Origin of the sequence: Oceanicaulis sp. UBA2681 (assembly GCF_002354675.1) — a bacterium.
Lineage (GTDB): Bacteria > Pseudomonadota > Alphaproteobacteria > Caulobacterales > Maricaulaceae > Oceanicaulis > Oceanicaulis alexandrii.
Genome location: NZ_DEMB01000003.1, coordinates 360,353 through 381,002, shown reverse-complemented (window position 1 = coordinate 381,002; position 20,650 = coordinate 360,353). Strand labels below are relative to the sequence as shown.

Below are 20,650 nucleotides of genomic sequence, written 5' to 3'. Positions count from 1 at the left end.
TCAAAGAGTGCGAGCCCCCTTGGCGCAGCCCCTGCACTAGGTCATGATCAAAAGAGGTTTTTCGCCGGGATCACGACATCATGATTTTTGCCGCCCTCAGCTTCGCCCTGTTGTCTGCGACTCAGGAGCCTGCGCCACAGGAGCCGTCAGGCCCCGTCCTGGCGCTGCCGGCGCCCCAGGCTGCGCAAACCACGCCGGACACCACCGAGCCCGAAGTGCTGCTGAACGCACAGACCTATGCCGCCTATCGCTCTGACGTCACGCTGGCGGGCGAGCGCGAGCTTCTGTCCGGCGCCGATCTCGACGCCACCATGGATGCGCTGTCGCGCTATTATGACGGCGATCGACTGGTGAACGCACAGATCGCCTATGCGGCGCTGGTCGCCGCGCGCAATCCTGAATTCATCGACGCCGTACGCGCTGTCGCCGATTATTACGGCACCGAGACCGCCGCCGCCGCCCTGACCCACGATCCCATGTATGTCACCGGCTTTATGGGCGCGGACACAGCCGGACTGGATGTCGCCCAGGCGATTGACGGCGATGTCACTGAAATCCGGGAGGTTGGCGCCCGCTATCGTCAGGCGGCCTATGATCTTCAGCACGAGCGCTGGGCGCAAACCCGCGCCCGCGACCGGGCCGAGCGCCTGTCCTCTCTGGAAAGCGCCTCTGAACGTCTGGACGTGCAGTTTCGAGCCCCTGACACGTCCGCCGCAGCGCCCATGGGGTCAGCCACCACCCTGTTCGCCCAGCCTGAAACCGTGGATCTGAACCTGCCAGAGTTGAGCGTGGAAGTGGGCCAGAGCCAGCTCCAGCCTGATGAGCGCCGGGTGGGCCGGATGCTGTCGCTGGCGGCGCTGGACGCCATTGAAGACGGCGACATGACCTTGATGGACCGTTTGCTCGATGACCCGGCGGTGGAGCGCTGCATGCAATGGGTGCGTCTGGACCTCGCCCAATGCGTGGCGGCCGGCCATTTCAAGTATGAAGACAGCTTCTGCATCGCCGAGCACGCGCTCAATGACGTGGCTGATTGTCTGACCGCGACTCGGGCGCCGAATGAAGCTGTTTCGAATTGAGACAGTTTCTCCAGTAACGTAAGCTCAAATTAAGGGTAAGTGTTCAGCGTTAACACACACTTTACCCTTAATTGCACATCCACTGGTGTTTCCGGGAACTATTTTCTAGCCTCAGAATTGCTTCAAGACCTGAAGTGAGTTGAAAAGAGGCTGGCATGCTCCGCACCGTGCTACGCGCCATTTTCTGGACCGCCGTGACGGCGGCTTTCATCCCTGCCGGCTTTAGCGCCGCGCCGGATGGGGCGTTTGCGCGTGAAACCCGCGAGCTGATCATTGCGACAGATGCTCTGGACAATTCTCGAGGTTTGACCCGTCAGGCGGGCCAACAGACCCGTGAGTTCTGCAACGAACAGTCTGAAGCCTGCGCCGTCGGCCAACAACTCGCCAGCTTCTCTTCGCTTGTGGTGGGCGTCGTCTCGGACCGCGCCCAGAGCTGGGCCGCAGATCAACGCGCCCAAGCGCCCCTCGCCCCCGGCGCCCTGCCTCAGGACGCCCCGGCGCAAAGCCTCGACGCGCTTCTGGCGGACGTCACGCGCGAGACCTCTGACCTGCGTTAGACGCGGCGCTGGTCTTGCCCTGTCTCGGCGTGCGCTTTACCTCAGCGTTCATGACCGATCTTCAAGCTGACATCGACGCCCTCGTGGACGAGTTCGACTTTCTGGGCGACTGGGAAGAACGCTATCGCTATCTGATCGAGATGGGCCAGGCCCTGCCCGGCCTGCCCGAGGCCGAGCGCACCGACGATACCCGCGTCAAAGGCTGCGTCAGCCAGGTCTGGATGGTGATTGATGACGGACCGGATCATGCGCTGGAGCTGCGCGGGGATTCCGACGCCCATATCGTCAAGGGGCTCGTGGCGCTGTTAAGCCGGCTCTATGACGGTCGCAAGCCAGACGAGGCGCTCTCCATTGATCCCAAAGAGGTTCTGGGCCGCATCGGCCTCGCCGAACACCTCTCGCCGCAACGCTCCAATGGTCTCGCCTCGATGATCAAACGCATCCAGGCCGAGGCGCAGGCGCGGCTTTAGAGCCCGTACGGATCGACGCCCAAGCCCGCCGGTTTCATTCGGTAGTGCACCGCCAGACGATCCAGCGCCAGCTTCAGGGCTTGCGCGCCGGACCGCGACGGCCAGTTGAGGCGCCGTTCGGCGTCGGTCATCGCGCTCTGGCGCATCAGAATCTCCACCAGCCAGTGATCAAGCCCCGGACCGACCGCCGCCAGCGCGTCCATCACCCGCTCCTGTGCATTCAGACGCTGTATCGGCGCCTCGCTACGGTCCCTTGGCGCGGAGCGCGCGCCGCCGCCGGGTACGCCGCTCCAGCTTTGCGTAACGCGGCTTGAAAGGGTGGAGCGTTCATAATCACGCATCAGGCTGTCGGCTGCGCTGAGATGCACCGGCTCCAGCAAAGCGGGGCGTCCGTTCTGAGGCCGCGCATAGCGCGCCAGCGGGCCGTCGAGCGTTGCCGGGTTAACCGTCTGCAGCCTGAGCCCGCCCTCAGGGGCGGGCAGCGTCTTTCGGGCGAGGGCCAGAGCGGGTCGGACGCCCGCGGCATCGCCTTCATCAAGACAGCGCCGCCCCACTTGCGTGAGTACGAATTCATCCGCTTGCGCCTGTGCCAGCCAGCCCTGCTCCAACGCGTGCGCCAGAGCGGCGTCGCTGACGCTCGCCAGCGGGCGGCGGCGACGGTCTGCGCTGGCGTAGACGCCATAGCCAGAGCGCCCGCCGCTGCGCTGCGCCAGCCGGGCGCCCGGCCGGGCCAGACGCCGCAGCCAGCCTGGTACAGCGGCGTTCATTGGGTCATTCCGAAGGGAATGAGATCCGGCCCTGGCGCCGAACGCAGACAGGCTTCGAGGTCCTCCATCGCCGCGTCAAAGGCGGGATCGTCGCGGGCGTCCTCGATCCGGTGACAGGCGTGAGCGGCGGTGGAGCGGTCGCGGCCAAACGCGTCGGCCACACGGTTCAAGCTCAGCTCGAACGCCACATGGGTCAGATAGATGGCGGCTTGCCGCGCCAGCGCAGCGCGCGCTCGCCCCCGTGTCGGACTGCTGATCTCCTCCACCGGCACGCCAAAGGCGTAGGCGGCGGCCTGTTGCGCCAGCCGGGCGCGGGCCTGGTCCAGAACAAGCGTGTTGGTACGCATCGGGTTATCCCCTCCCTTGTCGATCCTTCTGTGAAGTATAGGATCGAGCTGAAGGGTGAGGATAACATTCCTATTATAGGCGCGTGAATTCCCTTATTACGCTAGTTGTGGGTAACCGCGTTCAACACCCTAACTGGGGGAAAAGTACGCCACCAGAACGACCCCTGCGAGCATGATCGCCGTCCAAAGCGCCATCAGACCGGACGGAAATTCCTTGGACAGGGCGCCCGCCGGGCTGAACAGGTTGAACAATCGCCCGCGAATGCGCGTGATCGCGGCGCTCAGCCCCTTGCCGATCGCGTCAAAGAGAAGCTGCCCCATGGCGGCGCCCCAGCGCGCGCACGCATCGCCAAAGCGGCGATAGAGCCAGTCCACATCGAGGATCGTGCGGTCGCCCTTGAGCGGGAATAGCTTGAAATAAAGCGCTGCTGCGAACACCAGAAGCCCGCCAAGAAGCAGCTGCACCTGACCGAACACGCTCGACAGCTTGTAGGGCGAATACTCCATGTCGAACGGCAGGATGCCGTACAACGCCTGGTAGTTCACGCCCAGGAAGACGCACAGGAAGGCCGCCAGCGCCATGCCCAGATGCATGGTTTGCGGCGCTTCCTTCACGCGGATGCCGCGGTCCGTTCCGAAGAAGGTGAAGTAGACGACCTTCAGAACGCTCAGCTCCATCACGCCGGCGGAGGCGTAGACCAGGATCGTATAGGCCCAGTCATGGTGCGCGTAATGGGTCGCGGACAGGATCAGCGTCTTGGCGACGAAGCCGGAAAAGAGCGGCGCGCCCACAACAGACAGGGCGCCGATGATCGCAAAGAGCGCAGTGACCGGCATGGATTTGTAAAGCCCGCCCAGCTCGCTGACTTTCAGCGTGCCGGTGCGCAGCAGCACCGCGCCCAGAACCATGAACATCAGCGCCATGTAGATGACGCCGACAAAGGCGTTCGCTGCGGCGCCGTTCAGGCCCAGATCGCCGCCGACGCCCACCGCCACGACCATGAAGCCGAGCTGGTTGATCAGCGCATAGGCGAGAGTCTGGCGCAAATCATTGCTGGTCATCGCGAAGACGATCGGGAAGACCGCCATGACGAGGCCGATGGTGATCAGCACCTCTTCGCCTGCAAAGCCGCGCGCCAGCGCGTAGATCGCCAGCTTGGTTGTGAAGGCGGACAAGACAACCGAGCCCACCCCGGTGGCTTTGGGATAAGCGTCCGGCAGCCACATGTGCAAGAGCGGGAAGCCCGCTTTCAGGCCAAAGGCCAGCAGCATGATGATCCCGGCCCAGCTGTCCGTACCGAGCACGTCAAACGCCCAGGAGCCGGTCTGGCTCGCCCAGATCGTCGCGCCGCCCAGAAGCGCCACGCCTGACAGCACCTGGATCGCCAGATAGCGCAGGCCCGCGCGTTGCGCTTCGGGCGTGCCGACCGCGAAGATCAGCGGGGCTGAGGCCAGAGCCGTCAGCTCCCAGAAGAAGAACAGGGTCAGCAGGTCGCCCGCGAACACCGCGCCCACAGCCGAACCGGCATAGATCAGCGCAGCGCCGTCAGTCATGCGATTGCGGTCATGCAGGGCGTACACGCCGTTGATGAAGCTGATCAGGATGAAGACCAGCGCCCAGACGCGCGACAGGTTATCAAGCCGGAAGGTCTCCAGCACCACAGGGCCGAGATCGATCACGCCATAAACGCCGGTCTCGCCGGTAGCGAACCAGGCGCACAAGGCGCCAATCGGCCCCAGCAGCATCAGCGCCTTGCGCAGCTCGGACCGGGGCGAGGCCCAGGCCAGAAGCCCTGCGAGAATTAGGAACCAGGCCGGCGAGACGCCGTTCAGAAATGACAGGGCGTCAGTCATTCTCGCCCTCCTTCACATCGCCAGCGGCGCGAGAATAGAAATCACCCGGACGGCTGATTAGCCAGACCAGCGCCCAGCCCCCCAGAATGGCGACAGCGCCCGCCGCCAGCGGCAGCAGCTCGTATGCGCCATACACCTCGGGGTATTTGGACAGGCCGTCTTCAGACAATACGGTTTCCAAGCCGAAGCCCGCCGCCACAAGAACCGCCAGAACGATCAGGGCGATCAGGCCGGCGCGCGGACTGGTCAGCCCGGACAGGGGACGCGCCAGCGGATGCAGCTCGGATTTAGAGTCGCGGGGCGCGGTCATGGCGTCATCTCCGTGGTGAAGACAGGCGACAGGAAGTCAATCAGAGGGCCGATGGCGAAGAACAGCACGATGGTGCCGCCCGCCGTGATCAGCGGCGCGATCCAGGCCAGCGCCGGCGGCTGGCCGGGGCGCATCGGGCTGGGCTCAGGCTTGGGCTTGAAGAAGCCGCGAATGACTATGGGCAGCAGATAGCCGATGTTCAGAAGCGTCGAGCCGATCAGCATGACGATCAGCCAGGGCTGACCGCCCTCGGCCGCGCCCTCCATCAGGAAGACTTTCGGCCAGACCCCGCCAAAGGGCGGCACGCCGATGATCGACAGGGCGCCGATGGTGAAGGCGGCGAAGGTCACCGGCATGTACCGGCCGAGACCGTCAAGCTGGGAGATTTCAGACTTTTTCGCGCCGGTATAGATCCCGCCCGCCGTCATGAAGAGGGTGATCTTGCCATAGGCGTGCATGACGATCTGAAGCGCCGCGCCCAGGAGCGCCAGCGGACTGGCGAGCATGGCGCCCAGCGTGATGTAGCTGAGCTGGGAGACCGTGGAATAGGCCAGCCGCGCCTTCAGATTATCCTTGGTGAAGGCGAAGATCGAGGCGACCACGATGGAGCCGCCCGCCACCCAGGCCAGCACGTCGGCGGCCGGCAGGGTCTGCATGTAATCGGCGCCGAAAATATAGACGACCACTTTCAGGATCGAGAACACGCCCGCTTTCACCACGGCCACGGCGTGCAAGAGCGCAGAGACCGGCGTCGGCGCGACCATGGCGTTCGGAAGCCAGGGGTGGACCGGCATCAGCGCCGCCTTGCCGATGCCGAAGGCGAACAGAACCAGCAGGACTGAACCGGCCATGGGCCCGACGCCTGACAGAATGCCGCCGACGGTGAAGTCGGTTGTGCCGGTGAAGGCGTAGACCGCAAACACGCCCGGCAGGAACAGGCCTATGGAGGTCGCCAGCAGGATGCCCAGATAGATCGAGGCGCCGCGCTTGGCCTTGGCGTCGCCCTTGTGCGCCACCAGCGGATAGGTGGCGAGGCTCAGCGCTTCATAGAAGAAGAACAGGGTCAGCAGATTGCCCGACAGCGCGATGCCCATGGCCGCAGCGATGGAGATCGTGAAGCAGAAATAGAAGCGGGTCTGATCCTTTTCGTTGTTTCCACGCATATAGGCGATGGAATACAGCGAATTGATGATCCACAGCCCGCTCGCAACCATGGCGAACATGGCGCCCAGCGGCTCAAGCTTGAATTTCAGCTCCAGCCCCGGCGCCAGCTCGAACAGGACCAGCTCGGGCCGCGATCCGGACGCTTCGACCAAATAGGCGACCACCACGGCCAGCGCGATGGCGGTGATCAGGGTCGCCGCCTCGCGCAGATTGGGCTTGGCGCCCAGGCCGAGAACGGCGGCGCCGCCAATCAAAGGCAGGATCAGGGCGAGCGCGAGGGCGAGTTCAGGGGTCCAACTCACGGCGCGACTCCGGCGTTGAAGGCTGCGGCGGCGGCCGCCTCAGCCATGTTCACGATCGGCTCGGCGTAAACGCCGAACACAAGGTTCATCAGCGCCAGAACCACGAGCGGCGCCATGATCATCATCGGCACGCGCTGCACGGCATGGCTGGCGCCGTCCGGACGCGGCGCGACCCAGAGATTGACCAGCACCCGGTAGCAGTAAAACACCGCCAGCACGGACGCGATCAGGATGGCGACGACCGCGAAGGTCCAGCCTTTCTGCAAGGCGGCCTGGATGAGATAGAATTTCGAGATGAAGCCCACCGTGAACGGCACGCCGATCAGCGACAGGGCCCCGGCGGTGAAGGCCGCAGACGTCACCGGCAGGGCCTGGCCCAGACCTTTGAAATTCTCGATCCGGCGCACGCCATAGCTGATCGCGAAGGCGCCGAGCGCCATGAACAGCGCGCCCTTGATCATGGCGTGGTTGATCAGGTGCAGCACGCCCGCCGACACCCCGGCCTGGGTGCCGATGCCAAGGCCCAGCATCATGTAGCCCACCTGGGCCACCGACGAGTAGGCGAGCAGGCGACGCACATCGCTTTGGAACAACGCCTGCGCCGAGGCGATGATCATGCCGGCGATGGCCAGCGGCGCGATCACATAGGTGAAGCTGTTCAGCACGAAGCCATTGCCCACCGAGAACACGTCAAAGCTGAAGCGGATGATGGCGTAGAACGCGACCTTGGTGGCGGTCGCCGCCAGGAAGGTGGTCACAAAACTCGGCGCATAGGCGTAGGCGCCGGGCAGCCACAGATGCAGCGGGAAGAGCGCCGCTTTCAGGCCAAGGCCCACAAGGATGAACGCGAAGCCGATCTCCACCACCCGGTCGCCCTGCAGCTCGGGCAGGCGCATGGCGAGGTCGGCCATGTTGAGCGTGCCCGTCGCCATATAGAGAAAGCCGACGCCGATGACGAAGAAGGTCGCCCCGATCGTGCCCATGACCAGATAGTTGAACGAGCTGGTCAGCGCGCGGCGATCATGGCTCGCCCCCATGGCGATCAGCGCATAGGTGGGGATGGAGGAAATCTCCAGGAAAACGAACATGTTGAAGGCGTCACCCGTGGTCGCCACCCCGGCGAGACCGGACAGCACCACCAGAAACGCCGAATAGAACAGCGCGCGCTTGTTCTTGTCGATTTCGTCCTCGACGCTGGGCAGCGCAAAGATCAGCGCCAGAACCGCGCTGGCCGTCAGCAAGAGCAACAACGCCGCGTTCAGCGCGTCGACGCGGAACTCGATGCCCACCGGCGGCTGCCAGGCGCCCAGCGCATAGCTGATGACGGCGCCCTCGCCGCGCGTGGCGAGAAACAGCTCGATGGCGAACAACAACGCCGCCACAGCGCCGGCGAAGGCGATGCCCCAGCTGACGCGTCCGGATTTCAACGCCGCCGCAGGTGCGGACAGGATAAGCGGGATCGCCACCAGCAAGACCGGGGCATGGGCCGCAAGCGCGGCCGGGAGGAATTGACCAACCGTCACGGCTTAAACGCCCTTTTCCAGTTCCAGAGAATAATCGGCTTCGGCGATCGTATCGTCCTCGATCGAGCCGTAAGCCTCGCGAATGCGCACCACCAGGGCCAGGCCGACCGACAAGGTCGCCACGCCCACCACAATGGCGGTGAGGATCAGCACATGGGGCAGCGGATTGGAGTAGACCGCGTTCGGATCGAGCCGGTCATAGGCCATGTCCTTATAGTCGAAGATCGGCGGCGCGCCGCCGAACACCTTGCTGATGCTGATGTACAGCAAGAACACCGAGGTCTGGAAAATCGACAGCCCCACCAGGCGCTTGACGAGGTTTCCTGTGGCGATCACGGCGTACAGGCCGACCATCATCAGGACGATGATCACCGCATAGTTGAAGCGTTCCGTCACCATCTCGAACATGGCTTACCAATCCTCGTCAGAGATTTCGGGCGTGCGCCCGGCGAAGGCGTAAAAGATCGCGATCATCACGCAGGTCACCGTCGTCAGAACGCCGACCTCCACCGCGATGATGCCGATATGCTGGCCGGTCCCGTGCGAGATGTCGGGATGGAAGACAGTGTATTCGAGAAACTGCCCGCCCATGATCAGGGAGACGAAGCCCACTGACGCATAGATGAAGCCGCCCAGCGCCATGCCGACTCGCGCCCAATAGGGCGGGAAGACCTTGCGGGCCGCGTCCAGGCCGAAAATGAGCGCGTACAGGATGATCGCCGAGGCGAGCACGACGCCCGCCTGGAACCCGCCGCCGGGCGAATACTCGCCATGAAAGTGTACGTAAAACCCGTACACAATGATCATGGGGATCAGGACCTTGGCGACGACGCGCAGAATGACGTGAGGCGACATCATGGGCTTACCCCTTCTTCCGCTTGGATTCGCCCAGGCCGATCAACAGGGCCACGCCCAGGCCGGCGGCGAACACCACGAAAACCTCGCCCATGGTGTCAAAACCGCGATAGCTGGCCAGCACGGCGGTGACCACGTTGGGGATGTGGATCTGCTCGGCGGTGAGCTGGACATAGTCCATGCCGACACCGGTGTTGGCCGGGCTGTTGGCGTCGCCATAAACCGGCATGTCGCCCAGCGCGTAAAACAGCGCCACGCCTGCGGCCACCGTCACGGCCAGCGCCGCCAGATGGCGCACCAGCGGCGTCTCGTCCGCCTCGCGTGAGGTCAGAAGCATCGCGCCCAGCAGCAGCACGGTGGAGATGCCTGCGCCCACAGCGGCTTCGGTGAAGCCCACATCCACCGCGTCCAGCGACACGAACCAGGCCGCCGAGATCAGAGAATAGGCGCCGGTCAGCATCACCACCGCGAACAGATTGCGCAGGCGGATCACCGCAATGCCGATGCACAGGAGCATCGCCATGAAGATGTAGTCAAAATACTGGGTGATGTCAGACGCGCTCATGCCGCCCCTCCATCGTCAGAACCGGCATGGGGGCGGTAGCGCGTCAGAAGCGGCTTCAGCCCCGATTTATAGGCGGCGTTAGCCACAGCGTGGGTGGCGGTGGGGCTCGTCAGGAAGACGAACACGCCCAGAAGCGCCAGCTTCACCGTGACCAGAGTGAACCCGCCCTGCACCATCAAGCCAATGACGATCAGCTCGGCGCCTAGCGTGTCGGTGACGCCAGCGGCATGCATGCGGGTGTAAAAATCGGGCAGGCGGATGACGCCGATGGCGCCCGCCAGCACGAACACGGCGCCGGTGATGACGAAAGCGGCCGAGACGATGTCGAGGCCCAGCTCTATCCAGAACGCATAATCCATTAGTGGTCCTCCTCGCCGTCCAGCGCACGTCGAAGCGCCATTTGCGACAGGGCCACATCCAGCGAGCGATAGCGGAAGAACTTCAGGATCGCGATGGTGGCGATGAAGTTGATCAGCGCATACAGCAGCGCGATGTCCAGACCATCGCCGCGGCCCACCATCAGCGAGAACACCGCTAGGAACAGCACGGTCTTGGTGCCGAAAGAGTTCACCGCCAGCACCCGGTCATACAGGGTCGGGCCGATGAACAGGCGGCTGATCATAAGGACCATGGAAATCGCCAGGACGATGGCGATGCCGAAATCGAGAATGGGTGTGATCATGATCCGGCCTCTCCGCGCGGCTTCGCCAGCGCCTTGCGCCCTTCAACCGCTTCGATGGACCGCCGCTCCATGTCCCGGAAGGCGTCCTGGTCGGCGAATTCCTCGGTCAGGGCGTGAACCAGAAAGCCGGTTTCCTCGACTTCAATGGTGACCGTGCCCGGCGTCAGGGTGATGGAGTTGGCGTAGGTGGTGCGCGCCATGTCGGACTTGGCGCTGACCGCGACGCGGGTCATGACCGGCTTGATGTTCAGATCGGGCGCCATGGCGATGCGCACCACGGCGATGTTCGCCTTGAAGATCTCTGCGCCGAGCCAGCTCCAGTATTTGAAATATTGCGGCAAGCGGGCGAAGGGAACCGATTCCCCGTCCAGAAGGCCCATGCGCGCGGTCGTGACCAGCGCAACCGTCACCGCCAGCACGCCGAAGCCCACCAGAAGCGGTTTGAACCAATAGCCTGACAATAACAGCCAGAGCACGGACAGTATGACTGCGAGCAAGACGCCGTAGAACAGCCTTGAGGCCACCGATCACCCTCCCTCTTCTCGCCGCCTGCATTGGGCGGCGTTGAGGGGGGTTCTAGACCACCCCTCACCGCGTTTTCCAGCGAAACCGGACACAAATGCTGGAGTTTCTTCAGAAGCGCTCGCCGCGGACCACTTCCACATCGTGCGCATAGATGATGCCGGGATAGCGCGCAAAGAAGGGCTCAGCCTGCTCAAACACCTTCTCGGCGGTCTCAGGCTTCATCACCGAGAGCACGATTTTCATCTCTGTGGCGTCCAGCACGTCTTCACGGGTCCAGTCCCCGCCCAGACCGCTGCCCTCTCGGCCTTCAATGACGGTGAAGCCGGTGACCCCGCACTGGCGCAGCAGGTCGATCAGCCGTTTGAGATGGGGCGTCTCGACGATGGCGATGAGTTTTTTGCGAACTGTGCGCGCCATGGGTCAGCCTCCGATGAGGGCTTGGGCGACCGCCGTGTAGAGCGGAATGCCGATCGCCAGGTTGAACGGGAAGGTGATGGCCAGAGACAAGGTCAGATAGACCGACGGGTCCGCCTCCGGCAGCGCGATGCGCATGGCCGCAGGCACGGCGATATAGCTGGCCGAACCACCCAGGATCATCAGCGCCGCCGCATCCCCGGCGCCCATGCCGGTCAACAGCGCCAGCCCCAGGGCCGCCGCTGCGCCGATGGGCGGCATGACGATACCGAACAGCGCGCCGGGAACGCCCAGCTTGCGTGCGCCGGACAGACGCCGCGCGGCCACGATCCCCATATCGAGCAGGAAGAGACACAAAATGCCCTGGAACAAATCCACCACGAACGGCTCGAGCCGCACCATGCCCGGCTCGCCCGAGATCCAGCCGATGAAGAAGGCGCCCATGAGCAGCACGACCGAGCCGTTCAGCGCCACTTCGCGGATCAGCTCGCCGCGCGCGCTGGGGTCCGGCCCCTTGCTCGACGCGCCCGCCAGCAGCAGACCCGTAAGGATCGCCGGCGTCTCCATCAGCGCCAGAACGGCGACCATATGGCCGGAATACACCAGACCTGAGAGCTGCAGGAATTCAGATCCCGCCACAAAGGTCACCACCGAGATCGACCCATAGTGCGCCGCGCTGGCCGCAGCGGTCGTGCGATCAAGCTGGGTGAAAGCGCGCAGCAAACCATACGCGATCAGCGGCATGGCGAAGCTGAGCAGCACGCCCGATCCCGCCGCCAGCAACAATTCGGTCGTCAGCCCCGCCTTGGAGACTTCCACCCCGCCCTTGAAGCCGATCGCCATCATCAGATAGAGCGCGAGCCCCTTGGCCACGGCCTGGGGAATGTTCAGATCAGACCGCAGCACTCCGGCGAGCACGCCCAGAGCGAAGAACAACACGGCCGGCGAAGTCAGGTTCGCGAGTGCGAGGGAAAGAACATCCAGCATGGCTGCGACAGCTAGACGCACTCTCGCGCGGGTTCAAGGCTTATCGCGGCATTTGGCGGCGCTGCAGCCCGCAGCCTAATCCCCGCGGGCGCTGCGAGCGATGACCCAGTTCCAATAGCGCAACACGGTTTGCGCCTTGTCCACGCTCATCGTGTCAAAAACCAGAATCGCCTGCTGGACCCGGTTGAAAGCGTCGGTGCGCCCCGACCCTTCGATCAGCCCGGACAGATGCTGACGCGACAGTCCGGTCGCCTTGGCCAGAATCGCCAGCGGTTCGCCGCCGAAATCATCAATCATGCGATTGAGCAGATCACGCTGAATGTTGGCGAGCACAGCCGCCTCGGCGCGCAACTCCTCGGTGAACCCGATTTGCGAGGCGCGTTCGATCAATCCCTCCAGCGATCCATAAGGGGTCACTTCAGCCGCTTTTCGGTCGCGCTGGCGGCGGTCGATATAAGCCAGCGCCTCCTGAACGGCAGTATCAGGTTCGGCTTCACGCGCCGCCAGAGGAAAGACGTCCTCGGCTGCATCCTGAAGGATCTGACGCGATGCGGCGAACCGGTCGAGGATCATCCGGCGCATATCATGAGAGACGGACCAGAACAGCGCCAGCGCCTGGGCGGGCCGCAATTCCGGACGCCGTATCAACAAGCGCGCAATGGCGTCGTGTTCCGCCGCAACCCGCACGATCACTTCCACGGTCTGACTGGCGAGCCGGGCGCCGTCATTGCGCAACAGCGAGGTGATGACGTCCATATCGCCGCCTGCAGCCAGCGCGGCGGCCACGGTCTCTGACACGCTCTCACGACGCGCCAGCTCCAGCCGGTGCAATGCGCTCGAACCCTGAGCGATGTCCATCATGTCAAAATCGGACAGCGCCTGGGAGCGTCGCAGCAACGGCTCAGCCACTTCAAAGTCGTCATGGGCGAGCCGGCGCACCAGAGCGCGGGGCGCTTCATTCTGCTGGGCCAGGCGCTTGGACACTTTCGCCCGCAACCCCACATCCGCCGCCCGCAGCAATTCATCCAGCACGTCTGCGACCATCCACCGCTCCTGCGGCGCGATCTGGCTGGAGGGCAGGCAGACAATGTCCGCCAAACGCCGGGTCAACAGGTCCCGCGCCCGCGGCGTGGCGGGTCGGGGCGGTGCGGGGCTCAGATCTTCCGCCATGGTCGAAATCACATCCTGCTCAGTCTCATCCCAAGATGAGCCCGAGGGCGTTAAGGAAGCGTCGAGATACGCGACGCCTTGCGCCAAGGGCTGAAGTCGCGCAAGGTGCTTAAGACCTTATCAAGCATGTGTCACACATCTTTGCCTTGATCCGCCCGTGGGCCTGATTGCATTTGCCGGGGCCATCCCCGCCCAACCGACAGGTATGCCCGTGGCGTTGAAAAGTCTTCGTAAATTCCGCCGCTTCCAGCGCTTTCCACCTTTCACCGTCTACATGATCGCTGTCGCCGGCTGGTTTTTCAGTTTCGGTCTTCAGACGACGCTGTTTCCCGGCGTGATCAACTATACGCTGAATGAAAGCCCGGACCGGCTGGGGCTCGCGCAGGCGGCGCTGACGGCGCCCATGCTGTTCTTGCTGCCCATGGCGGGCGTGGTGGCCGAGCGTCTTGACCGGCGCTGGGTGATGGGCGGGTTTCACCTTCTGGCTTGCCTGTGCGCCGGATTGATGTCGCTTTTGCTGTTCCAGAACCTGCTCAGCTATTGGGTGATGATCCTTTACGCCCTGCTGGTGGGCGTGGCGGGCGCTTTCGTCATGCCCGCCCGCGACAGCGCGGTGAATGCGGTGACCCGTGTCGCCCAACGGCTGGGCCGCCGCGATTTCACCTTGCAAAAGGCGGTGATCCTGGCCTCGCTTGTGCAGTTCGCCGCCCAGATCTTCGGCATGGGCGCCGGCGTGCTGGCGGGCCGCCTGGGTCCCGCGCCCCTGTTCGCCGTTCAGGCCGGGGGGCTGGCGATCGGCGCGGGCGCCGCACTGCTGATGCCGCGTCTGCCACGGCAGAACACCGGGGGTGAAAGCCTGTGGACCAGCTTGCGCACCGGCGTTCTGGAAGTGGTCCGGTCGCCCATCCTGGCGCCGATGACGCTGATCATGCTGGCGCTTGGCCTGCTGGTGGTGGGCGGCGGGTTCTTCGTCATCATTCCGGTGCTGGTGCGTGATGTGTATGACGGCGGCTACGGCCTGCTCGCTCTCTTGCTCGTCTCTTTCTGGATCGGCGCTTTCATCGCCAATGTCCTGTTGTCTCAAGTGGGCGAGATTGAACGGCCCGGACGCATCCTGATGCTGGCGCAATTGGTGACGGTGGTCTCGATGGGGCTGCTCGCCCTGCCCCTGCCGCTCTATGCGCTCTTCATCCTGGTGTTCAGCTGGGGCCTGGGCGGCGGCGTCGGCATTTCACTGTCGCGCGCCGTGGTGCAGGAGAACGCTCCGCCGCGCATGATTGCGCGGGTGATGAGCGTCTATCAGCTGGGCATGTTCGGCGGCATGCCGCTGGGCGCGTTCGTGATGGGCTATGTGGTGCACGAGATCGGACCGCGTCTGTCGTCCCTGATCCCCATGGCGGGGCTTCTGCTGGTGTTGATCGTGATAGCGCTGACCACGCCCATTCTGGCGCTGCGCCGGGTGCGCTGACGTTTCTTTTCGTCCATTACCGTTGGAAACGCTGGACAGCGCTGCAGGTGCGAGAAACACTGCCCCATCATCTCAATTGGGGAGTCAGGCGCAGCACGCGTCTGGTGCAGGACCATCATGACCTTATCTCATTACGGATCGAAAGCCGCCTTGCTGGCCGGGGCGGCGCTTATTGCGCTTTCAGCCTGCAGCCAGCCCGCTGCGGACAGCGCCGCCACGACGACGGAAAACAGTATGAATGACACCTCCGCCCCCGCTCAGGACCTGATCGCGCGCGCGCTCGAGATTTCAGCGCCGACGCCCGAGCAGCGCCCGGTCGAGATCGAGCAGCTGGGCCGCACCCGCACCGACGAATTCACCTGGCTGCGCGATGACAACTGGCAGGAAGTGATGCGCGATCCCAGCGTGCTGGACGCGGACATCCGCGCGCACCTGGAAGCGGAAAACGCCTATTACAACGAGGTGATGGCGCCGCTCACCGGCCTGGAAGAGCGCCTGTACGGCGAGATGCGCGGCCGCATCAAGGAAGACGATGAATCTCCCGCCTCCCGCGATGGCGACTGGTATTATTATCTGCGCTATCGCGAAGGCGGCCAGTATCCGGTCTTCGCCCGGCGTGCGACCGGCGAGAACGGCGAGATGGCTGGCGAGGAAGTGATCATCCTGGATGGCGACGCCGAAGCGGACGGAATCGAGTATTTCGATCTGGGCTCTGTCCAGCACTCGCCCGATCACCGCTATCTGGCTTATGCGGTGGATACCGCCGGTTCGGAATTCTACCAGATCAAGATTCGCGACCTCGAGACGGGCGAGGACATCGCCACCGTCACCGATGAGGGCTATGGCTCCATGGTCTGGGGCAATGACAGCCGCACCCTGTACTGGGTCTGGCGCGACGACAACAACCGGCCGCGCCGGGTCTATCGTCAGGCGTTCGACTCCGCTGAAGCCGAGCTGATCTACGAAGAAACCGATCCGGGCTATTTCCTGAGCGTCAGCAAGACCGATGGCGACAGCTGGATCGTTCTGGGCGCCGGCGACCACACCACCTCCGAAGCGCGGGTGTTTGACGCCAATGATCCAGCCGCCGAGCCGATCCTGGTGTCAGAACGTGAGCCGGGCGTGGAATATTCGCTGACCGAAGCGGGCGGCCGTCTGTTCGTGCGCACCAATCAGGGCGGCGCCGTGGACTTCCAGATCATGGAAGCCCCGCTGGACGATCCGCGCCGCGAGAACTGGACGTCGCTGATCGAGCACCGCCCCGGCGTGCTGGTGAACGGGCTGATGGGCTTTGAGAACTGGCTGGTCCGGTCCGAGCGTTCAGACGCCCTGCCCCGCATCATCGTGCGCGACCTGCGGTCCGGCGAAGAGCACGAGATCGCGTTTGATGAGGAAGCCTACGCCCTGGGCATGGATGGCGGCTATGAATACGCCACCGACCAGATGCGTTTCTCCTATGAAAGCCCGTCCACCCCGGAAGAGACCTATGACTACGACATGAGCGCGCGTGAGCGCACCCTGATCAAGCGTCAGGAAGTCCCCTCGGGTCACAATGCGGAAGACTATGTGGTGCGCCGCATCCACGCCACGGCCCGCGACGGCGCCAGCGTGCCGGTGACGATCCTGTATCATCGCGACACCCCGATCGACGGGTCCGCGCCGCTGCTGCTGTACGGCTATGGGTCTTACGGCATCACCATTCCCGCCAGCTTCTCCACCTCGCGTCTCAGCCTGGTGGATCGTGGCATGGTCTACGCCATCGCCCATATCCGTGGCGGCATGTCCAAGGGCTATCAATGGTATCTGGACGGCAAGCTCGACCAGAAAACCAACACGTTCAATGACTTCGTCGACTCGGGCCGCGCCCTGGTCGAAGCAGGCTACACCTCTGAAGGTCAGATGGTCGCCATGGGCGGCTCAGCCGGCGGCCTGCTGGTCGGCGCCGCCATCAACCAGGCGCCCGAGCTGTTCGCCGGCGCTATCGGCGCGGTGCCGTTCGTGGATGTACTGACCACTATGTCCGATGAAAGCCTGCCTCTGACCCCGCCGGAATGGCCGGAATGGGGCAACCCGATCACCGACCCGGCGGCGTATGACTACATCCTGTCCTACAGCCCCTATGATCAGGTGAGCGCGCAGGATTACCCGCATGTTCTGGCCACAGCGGGCCTCACCGACCCGCGCGTGACCTATTGGGAGCCCGCGAAATGGGCGGCGCGTCTGCGCACCCGCCGCACCGATGACGGCCTGACCCTGATGCGCACCAATATGGGCGCGGGTCATGGCGGCGCGTCTGGCCGGTTTGATTCCCTGCGTGAACGCGCCGAGGAATACGCCTTCGCCCTGATGACGGTGGGCCTGGCCGATCAGGAAGCCGCAGAGGCCGCCTCTGAGGCCTCTGACAGCCCTGAGTAGGCTTCCGCCTCACTGAGAACTGAAAACGGCGCGGGAGCTTTTCCCGCGCCGTTTTTTGTGCTTGATCAGGGCTTCACAGCGATCCGCGTGTCATGCTGAGCACCGTCATCACCGATCTCGTCCCAGCTCGCTTTCGAGCCTACAAAGATATGGTGGACGACCTTCAACGAGTCCGCGCCGTCGGTTAGAACGCCTGCAGGAATAAAGACCCGGTCCGCGTCATTGTCACCAGGAGCGGGTGAGCCGCAGAACTTGCAAAACGTGCTTTCCCAGTCTGCATCTGGATGACGCCAATAGGTCAATTGATCCTCGCCAGCGAGCCAGTGAAAATCCTCTCGTTTCGCCAGCACCACCGAGATAGTCGCCGTTCCTGTATATCGGCGACACAGTGAGCAGTGACACTGGATCACACCCATGACAGGCCCTGTCACTTCAAAGCGCACCGCCCCGCAATTGCATCCGCCCTTCATGCACGCCTCCATGTTCTGACGCCCCGTCCAGGAGAAGCGCATGCAGGCCGCCGAGCGCCTGAAAGCCGGTTTCTCATTGCGCTTAATCCAAGGCGAGGCTCGAACCCTAGCAAGAATACTCTAGGGCCCTAAAGAAAAAGCCCCGGCGCAGAGCGCCGGGGCTTTCAATCAGTCTATCGTATGAGCTTAGCCTTCAGCGGTCGCCGCTTCGGCTTCGCGCTCGGCTTGAGCCGCCGCCGCTTCGGCGTCGGTCAGGCCTGCTTCACGGATCTGCTCACCATAGACATTGTAGTACGGCTCACAGCGCTCCGGGATGGATTCAAACCGCACGCGGCCTTCATCATCCACAGAACCGGTCAGAACGATCTGACGGCGCTCTGCGTCCAGGGTCAGGCGGCATTCGTCGATGACGATCTGCTCCTGTTGCACCCGGCGACGCTCTTCGCCATCAATCTGAGCGGTGATCCAGCGAATCCAGCCATTGGAGGCCGTACGGCTCGAAGGATAGCGCGCCCCTTCACGGAACGCCTGGATCGCACCCTGACGTTCGCCCTGACGGAAGCGCGCCGTGCCCAGCAATTCCCAGGCTTTGCCGGTATCGCTGAGGCCGCCGCGATCCAGAGCCGTGACCAGGGCCGCTTCCGCAGCGCCAAAGTCATTGAGCTGGAAGTTCGCTTCGGCCAGACGCAGGGCGGTTTCACCATCGCCTTGCAGCTGAGACAAACGTTCGAGCACCGGGATCGCCCGTTCGAACTCGGACGCCTGACGCCACATATTGGCCAGAAGCTCGAGATTGCGCTGGGTCACTTCCACGCGGCCCGCATTCATCTCGCGCTCCAGAATGGACGCGCCGCGGAACGGGTTTTCAAAGAAGCTGTAATACTGAACCAGACGGATCAGCTCGTTTTCTTCCTGGAAAAGACCGTTCAGATACATCAGCTTGTTAGCTTCAAACGCACTGTTGGCGTCATCTTCTTGCGCATAGAGCGCAATCAAATTCTGCCAGGCCTGACGTGCGCCCGGAAACGCGGACAGATACTCCCGAACCACCCGCAATTGATCACTGGTGCGATCAAGTTGCTGATAGAAATAGAACATCAGGTTGAAGTCCTGCTCGTTCTTTTGGGGCGTATTGTTGTAATAGATTTCCGCATAGCGAACGCCATCGGAAATCCGGTCCGCCTGCAGATACGCTTGCGCCACGGTCTTGGAGAAGTTCGGCGTCAACTCGGCGCCAGCCGAGATGGCCAGCTCGAACTGACGGATCGCCTCGTCCACATTTTCCTGAACCAGATAGAGCTGACCCAGGGCCGTGCGGATCGCAATCTCTTCATCCGTGGTGGTCGCGCCGGTCGCCAGCGCCGCGCCGAAGTCGCGGATGGCGAGATCGAGACGATCCTCGGTAAAGTACGCGCGAGCACGCAGCTGCAGCACCACAAACCGTTCATACGGCGTGAGGTTATCGCGAGCCGCAAGCTCGTTCATGATCCGCAGCACACAGGCGTTATCGTCCACGTCCTGACACTCTTGCGAGGCGAGCACTTGCTCACCGACCGCAGAGCTCAGAACACGGCCTTCAGCCTGTTGGTCCTCGTTATCACGACGGCGCTGCGCTTCTGACGGCGCTGCAATCGCGATGGCCAGGAGGCCGGAAATGGCGACGACGCCCAGTGTCCGGACCAAGCTGGCGGGGTTGAAAGTCTCATTCAGAGTCATTGTCACTCTCCCGGTGTGGGCGCTCCCCGCTCACGCATGAGCGAGAAGCGCCGCACTGCCTAGTCAGCCAGCTGGTAGTCGAGAGACGTTTGCACGCCCCGACGCCAGACCGCGTTGCCGTTTTCGATCCTGGGTTCATACCGCCAGCGTTCCACGGCCCGGATGCTGGAGCGTTCAAACAGGGAGCTGGTGCAATCCAGCGCCACAATGTTCGTCGGCGTCCCATCCGGCGTCACGTCAAACTGCATCAGGCAGCTGCCTTCCACGCCGCGCTCAGCCGCCCGGGGCGGATATTGCGGCGGGATGCGCACCATCGGCTGGGCGTCACGGTCGGAAACGTCAAAGCTGACATCCCCGCTGCCCAGATCCGGCGCGTCAAACTCAGGAATCTCACCAGCGATGGTGTTCATGTCCTCAGCCGGAGCCTCAGCCACTTGCCGCTCGATCTGGGGCGGCGGGGGCGGAGGTTCGACCTCGTTCACGTCATCCATGGTGACTTCACGCTGACGGACTGACAGATCTTCCACTTCCTCGGAAATAGAGATCGCCAGTTCATCCCGCGCCGGCTCCAGCTCGACTTCGTCGGTCAGGATCAGGCGCTGCATCAGCATGAACAGCAGGAAGGTGATCACGGCGGCGATGGGTACGCCGACGAGAAGACGGATTATACTAGCCATCGCGTCCCCCTATCCTTCCTCGGTTGAGATTTTGACGGGAATGTCCATGTCCATCAGCAATTCCTGGACATCGAGAACCGTCCCCGCCGGCGCACCACTATCACCCTGGATCATGGCTTCGGCGCGGGGGTTCTCCTCCCGGAGCTGTTCGAACGCGTTACGAAGCTGCGCGAGCTCGTAAACATTTCCGTCCACATAGATTTCGTCATTGGCCGTCACGGCCACGAGCAGGGTCGGTTTCTCACGGTCCTGAATTTGGGTTTCAGGTCGCAGGATCTCGACGCCCGGCTCCTTAACGAACACGGCTGTCACGATGAAGAAGATGAGCAGGAT

General features: G+C 63.4%; 24 protein-coding genes. 5 read left to right on the top strand and 19 right to left on the bottom strand.

Annotated features, from left to right (window positions below):
- The first annotated feature begins 80 nt into the window (after positions 1-80).
- From B3M53_RS02625 to B3M53_RS02615, 3 genes are all read left to right on the top strand, one after another.
- The gene (locus B3M53_RS02625; protein WP_022701798.1) at positions 81-1,079 is read left to right on the top strand and encodes a hypothetical protein; all 999 of its coding nucleotides are present in this window, start codon (positions 81-83) and stop codon (positions 1,077-1,079) included.
- A 155-nt stretch (positions 1,080-1,234) separates the two neighbouring features.
- Positions 1,235-1,636: a hypothetical protein gene (locus B3M53_RS02620; RefSeq protein WP_160092040.1), complete on the top strand. Its 402-nt coding sequence runs from the start codon at positions 1,235-1,237 to the stop codon at positions 1,634-1,636.
- A gap of 50 nt (positions 1,637-1,686) precedes the next feature.
- Complete coding sequence (locus B3M53_RS02615) at positions 1,687-2,106, top strand: SufE family protein (RefSeq protein WP_160092041.1); 420 nt, start codon at positions 1,687-1,689, stop codon at positions 2,104-2,106.
- Here B3M53_RS02615 and B3M53_RS02610 read toward each other — a convergent pair.
- The 15 genes from B3M53_RS02610 to B3M53_RS02540 form a co-directional block, all read right to left on the bottom strand.
- Entirely contained in the window at positions 2,103-2,873 is a 771-nt protein-coding gene (locus tag B3M53_RS02610; RefSeq protein WP_273019511.1) for a DUF6456 domain-containing protein, read from the bottom strand. The genes B3M53_RS02615 and B3M53_RS02610 overlap by 4 nt on opposite strands.
- Positions 2,870-3,220 carry a helix-turn-helix domain-containing protein gene (locus B3M53_RS02605; RefSeq protein WP_022701794.1) on the bottom strand — a complete coding sequence of 117 codons (351 nt, stop codon included), beginning with the start codon at positions 3,218-3,220 and terminating at the stop codon, positions 2,870-2,872. Before B3M53_RS02605 ends, B3M53_RS02610 begins: the two co-directional genes overlap by 4 nt.
- A gap of 129 nt (positions 3,221-3,349) precedes the next feature.
- On the bottom strand, positions 3,350-5,074 hold the full coding sequence (locus B3M53_RS02600) for a Na(+)/H(+) antiporter subunit D (RefSeq protein WP_273019508.1): 1,725 nt from the start codon (positions 5,072-5,074) through the stop codon (positions 3,350-3,352).
- A complete protein-coding gene (locus B3M53_RS02595; RefSeq protein ID WP_160092044.1) occupies positions 5,067-5,384 on the bottom strand; it encodes a hypothetical protein in 318 nt (105 codons plus the stop codon). The genes B3M53_RS02600 and B3M53_RS02595 overlap by 8 nt, the downstream gene beginning before the upstream one ends.
- Positions 5,381-6,850: a proton-conducting transporter membrane subunit gene (locus B3M53_RS02590; RefSeq protein WP_022701791.1), complete on the bottom strand. Its 1,470-nt coding sequence runs from the start codon at positions 6,848-6,850 to the stop codon at positions 5,381-5,383. The genes B3M53_RS02595 and B3M53_RS02590 overlap by 4 nt, the downstream gene beginning before the upstream one ends.
- Positions 6,847-8,373, bottom strand: a complete 1,527-nt coding sequence (locus B3M53_RS02585; RefSeq protein ID WP_273019505.1) for a monovalent cation/H+ antiporter subunit D family protein — start codon at positions 8,371-8,373, stop codon at positions 6,847-6,849. Before B3M53_RS02585 ends, B3M53_RS02590 begins: the two co-directional genes overlap by 4 nt.
- Positions 8,374-8,376: 3 nt before the next feature.
- Entirely contained in the window at positions 8,377-8,781 is a 405-nt protein-coding gene (locus tag B3M53_RS02580; RefSeq protein ID WP_022701789.1) for a cation:proton antiporter subunit C, read from the bottom strand.
- Between the two features lie 3 nt (positions 8,782-8,784).
- Positions 8,785-9,231, bottom strand: a complete 447-nt coding sequence (locus B3M53_RS02575) for a Na(+)/H(+) antiporter subunit B (RefSeq protein ID WP_273019503.1) — start codon at positions 9,229-9,231, stop codon at positions 8,785-8,787.
- A 4-nt stretch (positions 9,232-9,235) separates the two neighbouring features.
- Positions 9,236-9,793, bottom strand: coding sequence for a DUF4040 domain-containing protein (locus B3M53_RS02570; RefSeq protein ID WP_022701787.1), 558 nt, complete (start codon positions 9,791-9,793; stop codon positions 9,236-9,238).
- Positions 9,790-10,152, bottom strand: coding sequence for a monovalent cation/H(+) antiporter subunit G (mnhG, locus tag B3M53_RS02565; protein WP_022701786.1), 363 nt, complete (start codon positions 10,150-10,152; stop codon positions 9,790-9,792). The genes B3M53_RS02570 and mnhG overlap by 4 nt, the downstream gene beginning before the upstream one ends.
- Positions 10,152-10,475, bottom strand: a complete 324-nt coding sequence (locus B3M53_RS02560) for a monovalent cation/H+ antiporter complex subunit F (RefSeq protein ID WP_022701785.1) — start codon at positions 10,473-10,475, stop codon at positions 10,152-10,154. Before B3M53_RS02560 ends, mnhG begins: the two co-directional genes overlap by 1 nt.
- Positions 10,472-10,999: a Na+/H+ antiporter subunit E gene (locus B3M53_RS02555; RefSeq protein WP_022701784.1), complete on the bottom strand. Its 528-nt coding sequence runs from the start codon at positions 10,997-10,999 to the stop codon at positions 10,472-10,474. The genes B3M53_RS02560 and B3M53_RS02555 overlap by 4 nt, the downstream gene beginning before the upstream one ends.
- A 109-nt stretch (positions 11,000-11,108) precedes the next feature.
- Positions 11,109-11,417, bottom strand: a complete 309-nt coding sequence (locus B3M53_RS02550; protein WP_028284779.1) for a DUF190 domain-containing protein — start codon at positions 11,415-11,417, stop codon at positions 11,109-11,111.
- A gap of 3 nt (positions 11,418-11,420) precedes the next feature.
- The gene (locus B3M53_RS02545; RefSeq protein WP_022701783.1) at positions 11,421-12,401 is read right to left on the bottom strand and encodes a sodium-dependent bicarbonate transport family permease; all 981 of its coding nucleotides are present in this window, start codon (positions 12,399-12,401) and stop codon (positions 11,421-11,423) included.
- A gap of 75 nt (positions 12,402-12,476) precedes the next feature.
- Positions 12,477-13,571, bottom strand: a complete 1,095-nt coding sequence (locus B3M53_RS02540; RefSeq protein WP_273019500.1) for a DUF2336 domain-containing protein — start codon at positions 13,569-13,571, stop codon at positions 12,477-12,479.
- A gap of 157 nt (positions 13,572-13,728) precedes the next feature.
- Between B3M53_RS02540 and B3M53_RS02535 the strand changes: the two genes are divergently transcribed.
- Both B3M53_RS02535 and B3M53_RS02530 read left to right on the top strand, forming a co-directional pair.
- Complete coding sequence (locus B3M53_RS02535) at positions 13,729-15,039, top strand: MFS transporter (RefSeq protein ID WP_273019498.1); 1,311 nt, start codon at positions 13,729-13,731, stop codon at positions 15,037-15,039.
- A 117-nt stretch (positions 15,040-15,156) separates the two neighbouring features.
- A complete protein-coding gene (locus tag B3M53_RS02530) occupies positions 15,157-17,454 on the top strand; it encodes a S9 family peptidase (protein WP_199318904.1) in 2,298 nt (765 codons plus the stop codon).
- A gap of 65 nt (positions 17,455-17,519) precedes the next feature.
- Here the strand turns inward: B3M53_RS02530 and B3M53_RS02525 are convergent, their stop codons facing one another.
- From B3M53_RS02525 to B3M53_RS02510, 4 genes are all read right to left on the bottom strand, one after another.
- The gene (locus B3M53_RS02525) at positions 17,520-17,966 is read right to left on the bottom strand and encodes a GFA family protein (protein WP_273019495.1); all 447 of its coding nucleotides are present in this window, start codon (positions 17,964-17,966) and stop codon (positions 17,520-17,522) included.
- A gap of 144 nt (positions 17,967-18,110) precedes the next feature.
- Positions 18,111-19,640, bottom strand: a complete 1,530-nt coding sequence (locus B3M53_RS02520; RefSeq protein ID WP_022701778.1) for a tetratricopeptide repeat protein — start codon at positions 19,638-19,640, stop codon at positions 18,111-18,113.
- Between the two features lie 59 nt (positions 19,641-19,699).
- Complete coding sequence (locus B3M53_RS02515; RefSeq protein ID WP_022701777.1) at positions 19,700-20,317, bottom strand: energy transducer TonB; 618 nt, start codon at positions 20,315-20,317, stop codon at positions 19,700-19,702.
- A 9-nt stretch (positions 20,318-20,326) separates the two neighbouring features.
- Positions 20,327-20,650, bottom strand: a 324-nt coding sequence (locus tag B3M53_RS02510) for an ExbD/TolR family protein (RefSeq protein WP_286799592.1), incomplete at its 5' end; no start/stop codon positions are given.

Bases quoted from the DNA above. Each gene is read 5' to 3' on its own strand.
- B3M53_RS02625 (WP_022701798.1), top strand. From the start codon at position 81: ATGATTTTTGCCGCCCTCAGCTTCGCCCTGTTGTCTGCGACTCAGGAG.
- B3M53_RS02620 (WP_160092040.1), top strand. From the start codon at position 1,235: ATGCTCCGCACCGTGCTACGCGCCATTTTCTGGACCGCCGTGACGGCG.
- B3M53_RS02615 (WP_160092041.1), top strand. From the start codon at position 1,687: ATGACCGATCTTCAAGCTGACATCGACGCCCTCGTGGACGAGTTCGAC.
- B3M53_RS02610 (WP_273019511.1), bottom strand. From the start codon at position 2,873: ATGAACGCCGCTGTACCAGGCTGGCTGCGGCGTCTGGCCCGGCCGGGC.
- B3M53_RS02605 (WP_022701794.1), bottom strand. From the start codon at position 3,220: ATGCGTACCAACACGCTTGTTCTGGACCAGGCCCGCGCCCGGCTGGCG.
- B3M53_RS02600 (WP_273019508.1), bottom strand. From the start codon at position 5,074: ATGACTGACGCCCTGTCATTTCTGAACGGCGTCTCGCCGGCCTGGTTC.
- B3M53_RS02595 (WP_160092044.1), bottom strand. From the start codon at position 5,384: ATGACCGCGCCCCGCGACTCTAAATCCGAGCTGCATCCGCTGGCGCGT.
- B3M53_RS02580 (WP_022701789.1), bottom strand. From the start codon at position 8,781: ATGTTCGAGATGGTGACGGAACGCTTCAACTATGCGGTGATCATCGTC.
- B3M53_RS02575 (WP_273019503.1), bottom strand. From the start codon at position 9,231: ATGATGTCGCCTCACGTCATTCTGCGCGTCGTCGCCAAGGTCCTGATC.
- B3M53_RS02570 (WP_022701787.1), bottom strand. From the start codon at position 9,793: ATGAGCGCGTCTGACATCACCCAGTATTTTGACTACATCTTCATGGCG.
- mnhG (WP_022701786.1), bottom strand. From the start codon at position 10,152: ATGGATTATGCGTTCTGGATAGAGCTGGGCCTCGACATCGTCTCGGCC.
- B3M53_RS02560 (WP_022701785.1), bottom strand. From the start codon at position 10,475: ATGATCACACCCATTCTCGATTTCGGCATCGCCATCGTCCTGGCGATT.
- B3M53_RS02550 (WP_028284779.1), bottom strand. From the start codon at position 11,417: ATGGCGCGCACAGTTCGCAAAAAACTCATCGCCATCGTCGAGACGCCC.
- B3M53_RS02545 (WP_022701783.1), bottom strand. From the start codon at position 12,401: ATGCTGGATGTTCTTTCCCTCGCACTCGCGAACCTGACTTCGCCGGCC.
- B3M53_RS02540 (WP_273019500.1), bottom strand. From the start codon at position 13,571: ATGGCGGAAGATCTGAGCCCCGCACCGCCCCGACCCGCCACGCCGCGG.
- B3M53_RS02530 (WP_199318904.1), top strand. From the start codon at position 15,157: ATGACCTTATCTCATTACGGATCGAAAGCCGCCTTGCTGGCCGGGGCG.
- B3M53_RS02525 (WP_273019495.1), bottom strand. From the start codon at position 17,966: ATGCGCTTCTCCTGGACGGGGCGTCAGAACATGGAGGCGTGCATGAAG.
- B3M53_RS02520 (WP_022701778.1), bottom strand. From the start codon at position 19,640: ATGACTCTGAATGAGACTTTCAACCCCGCCAGCTTGGTCCGGACACTG.
- B3M53_RS02515 (WP_022701777.1), bottom strand. From the start codon at position 20,317: ATGGCTAGTATAATCCGTCTTCTCGTCGGCGTACCCATCGCCGCCGTG.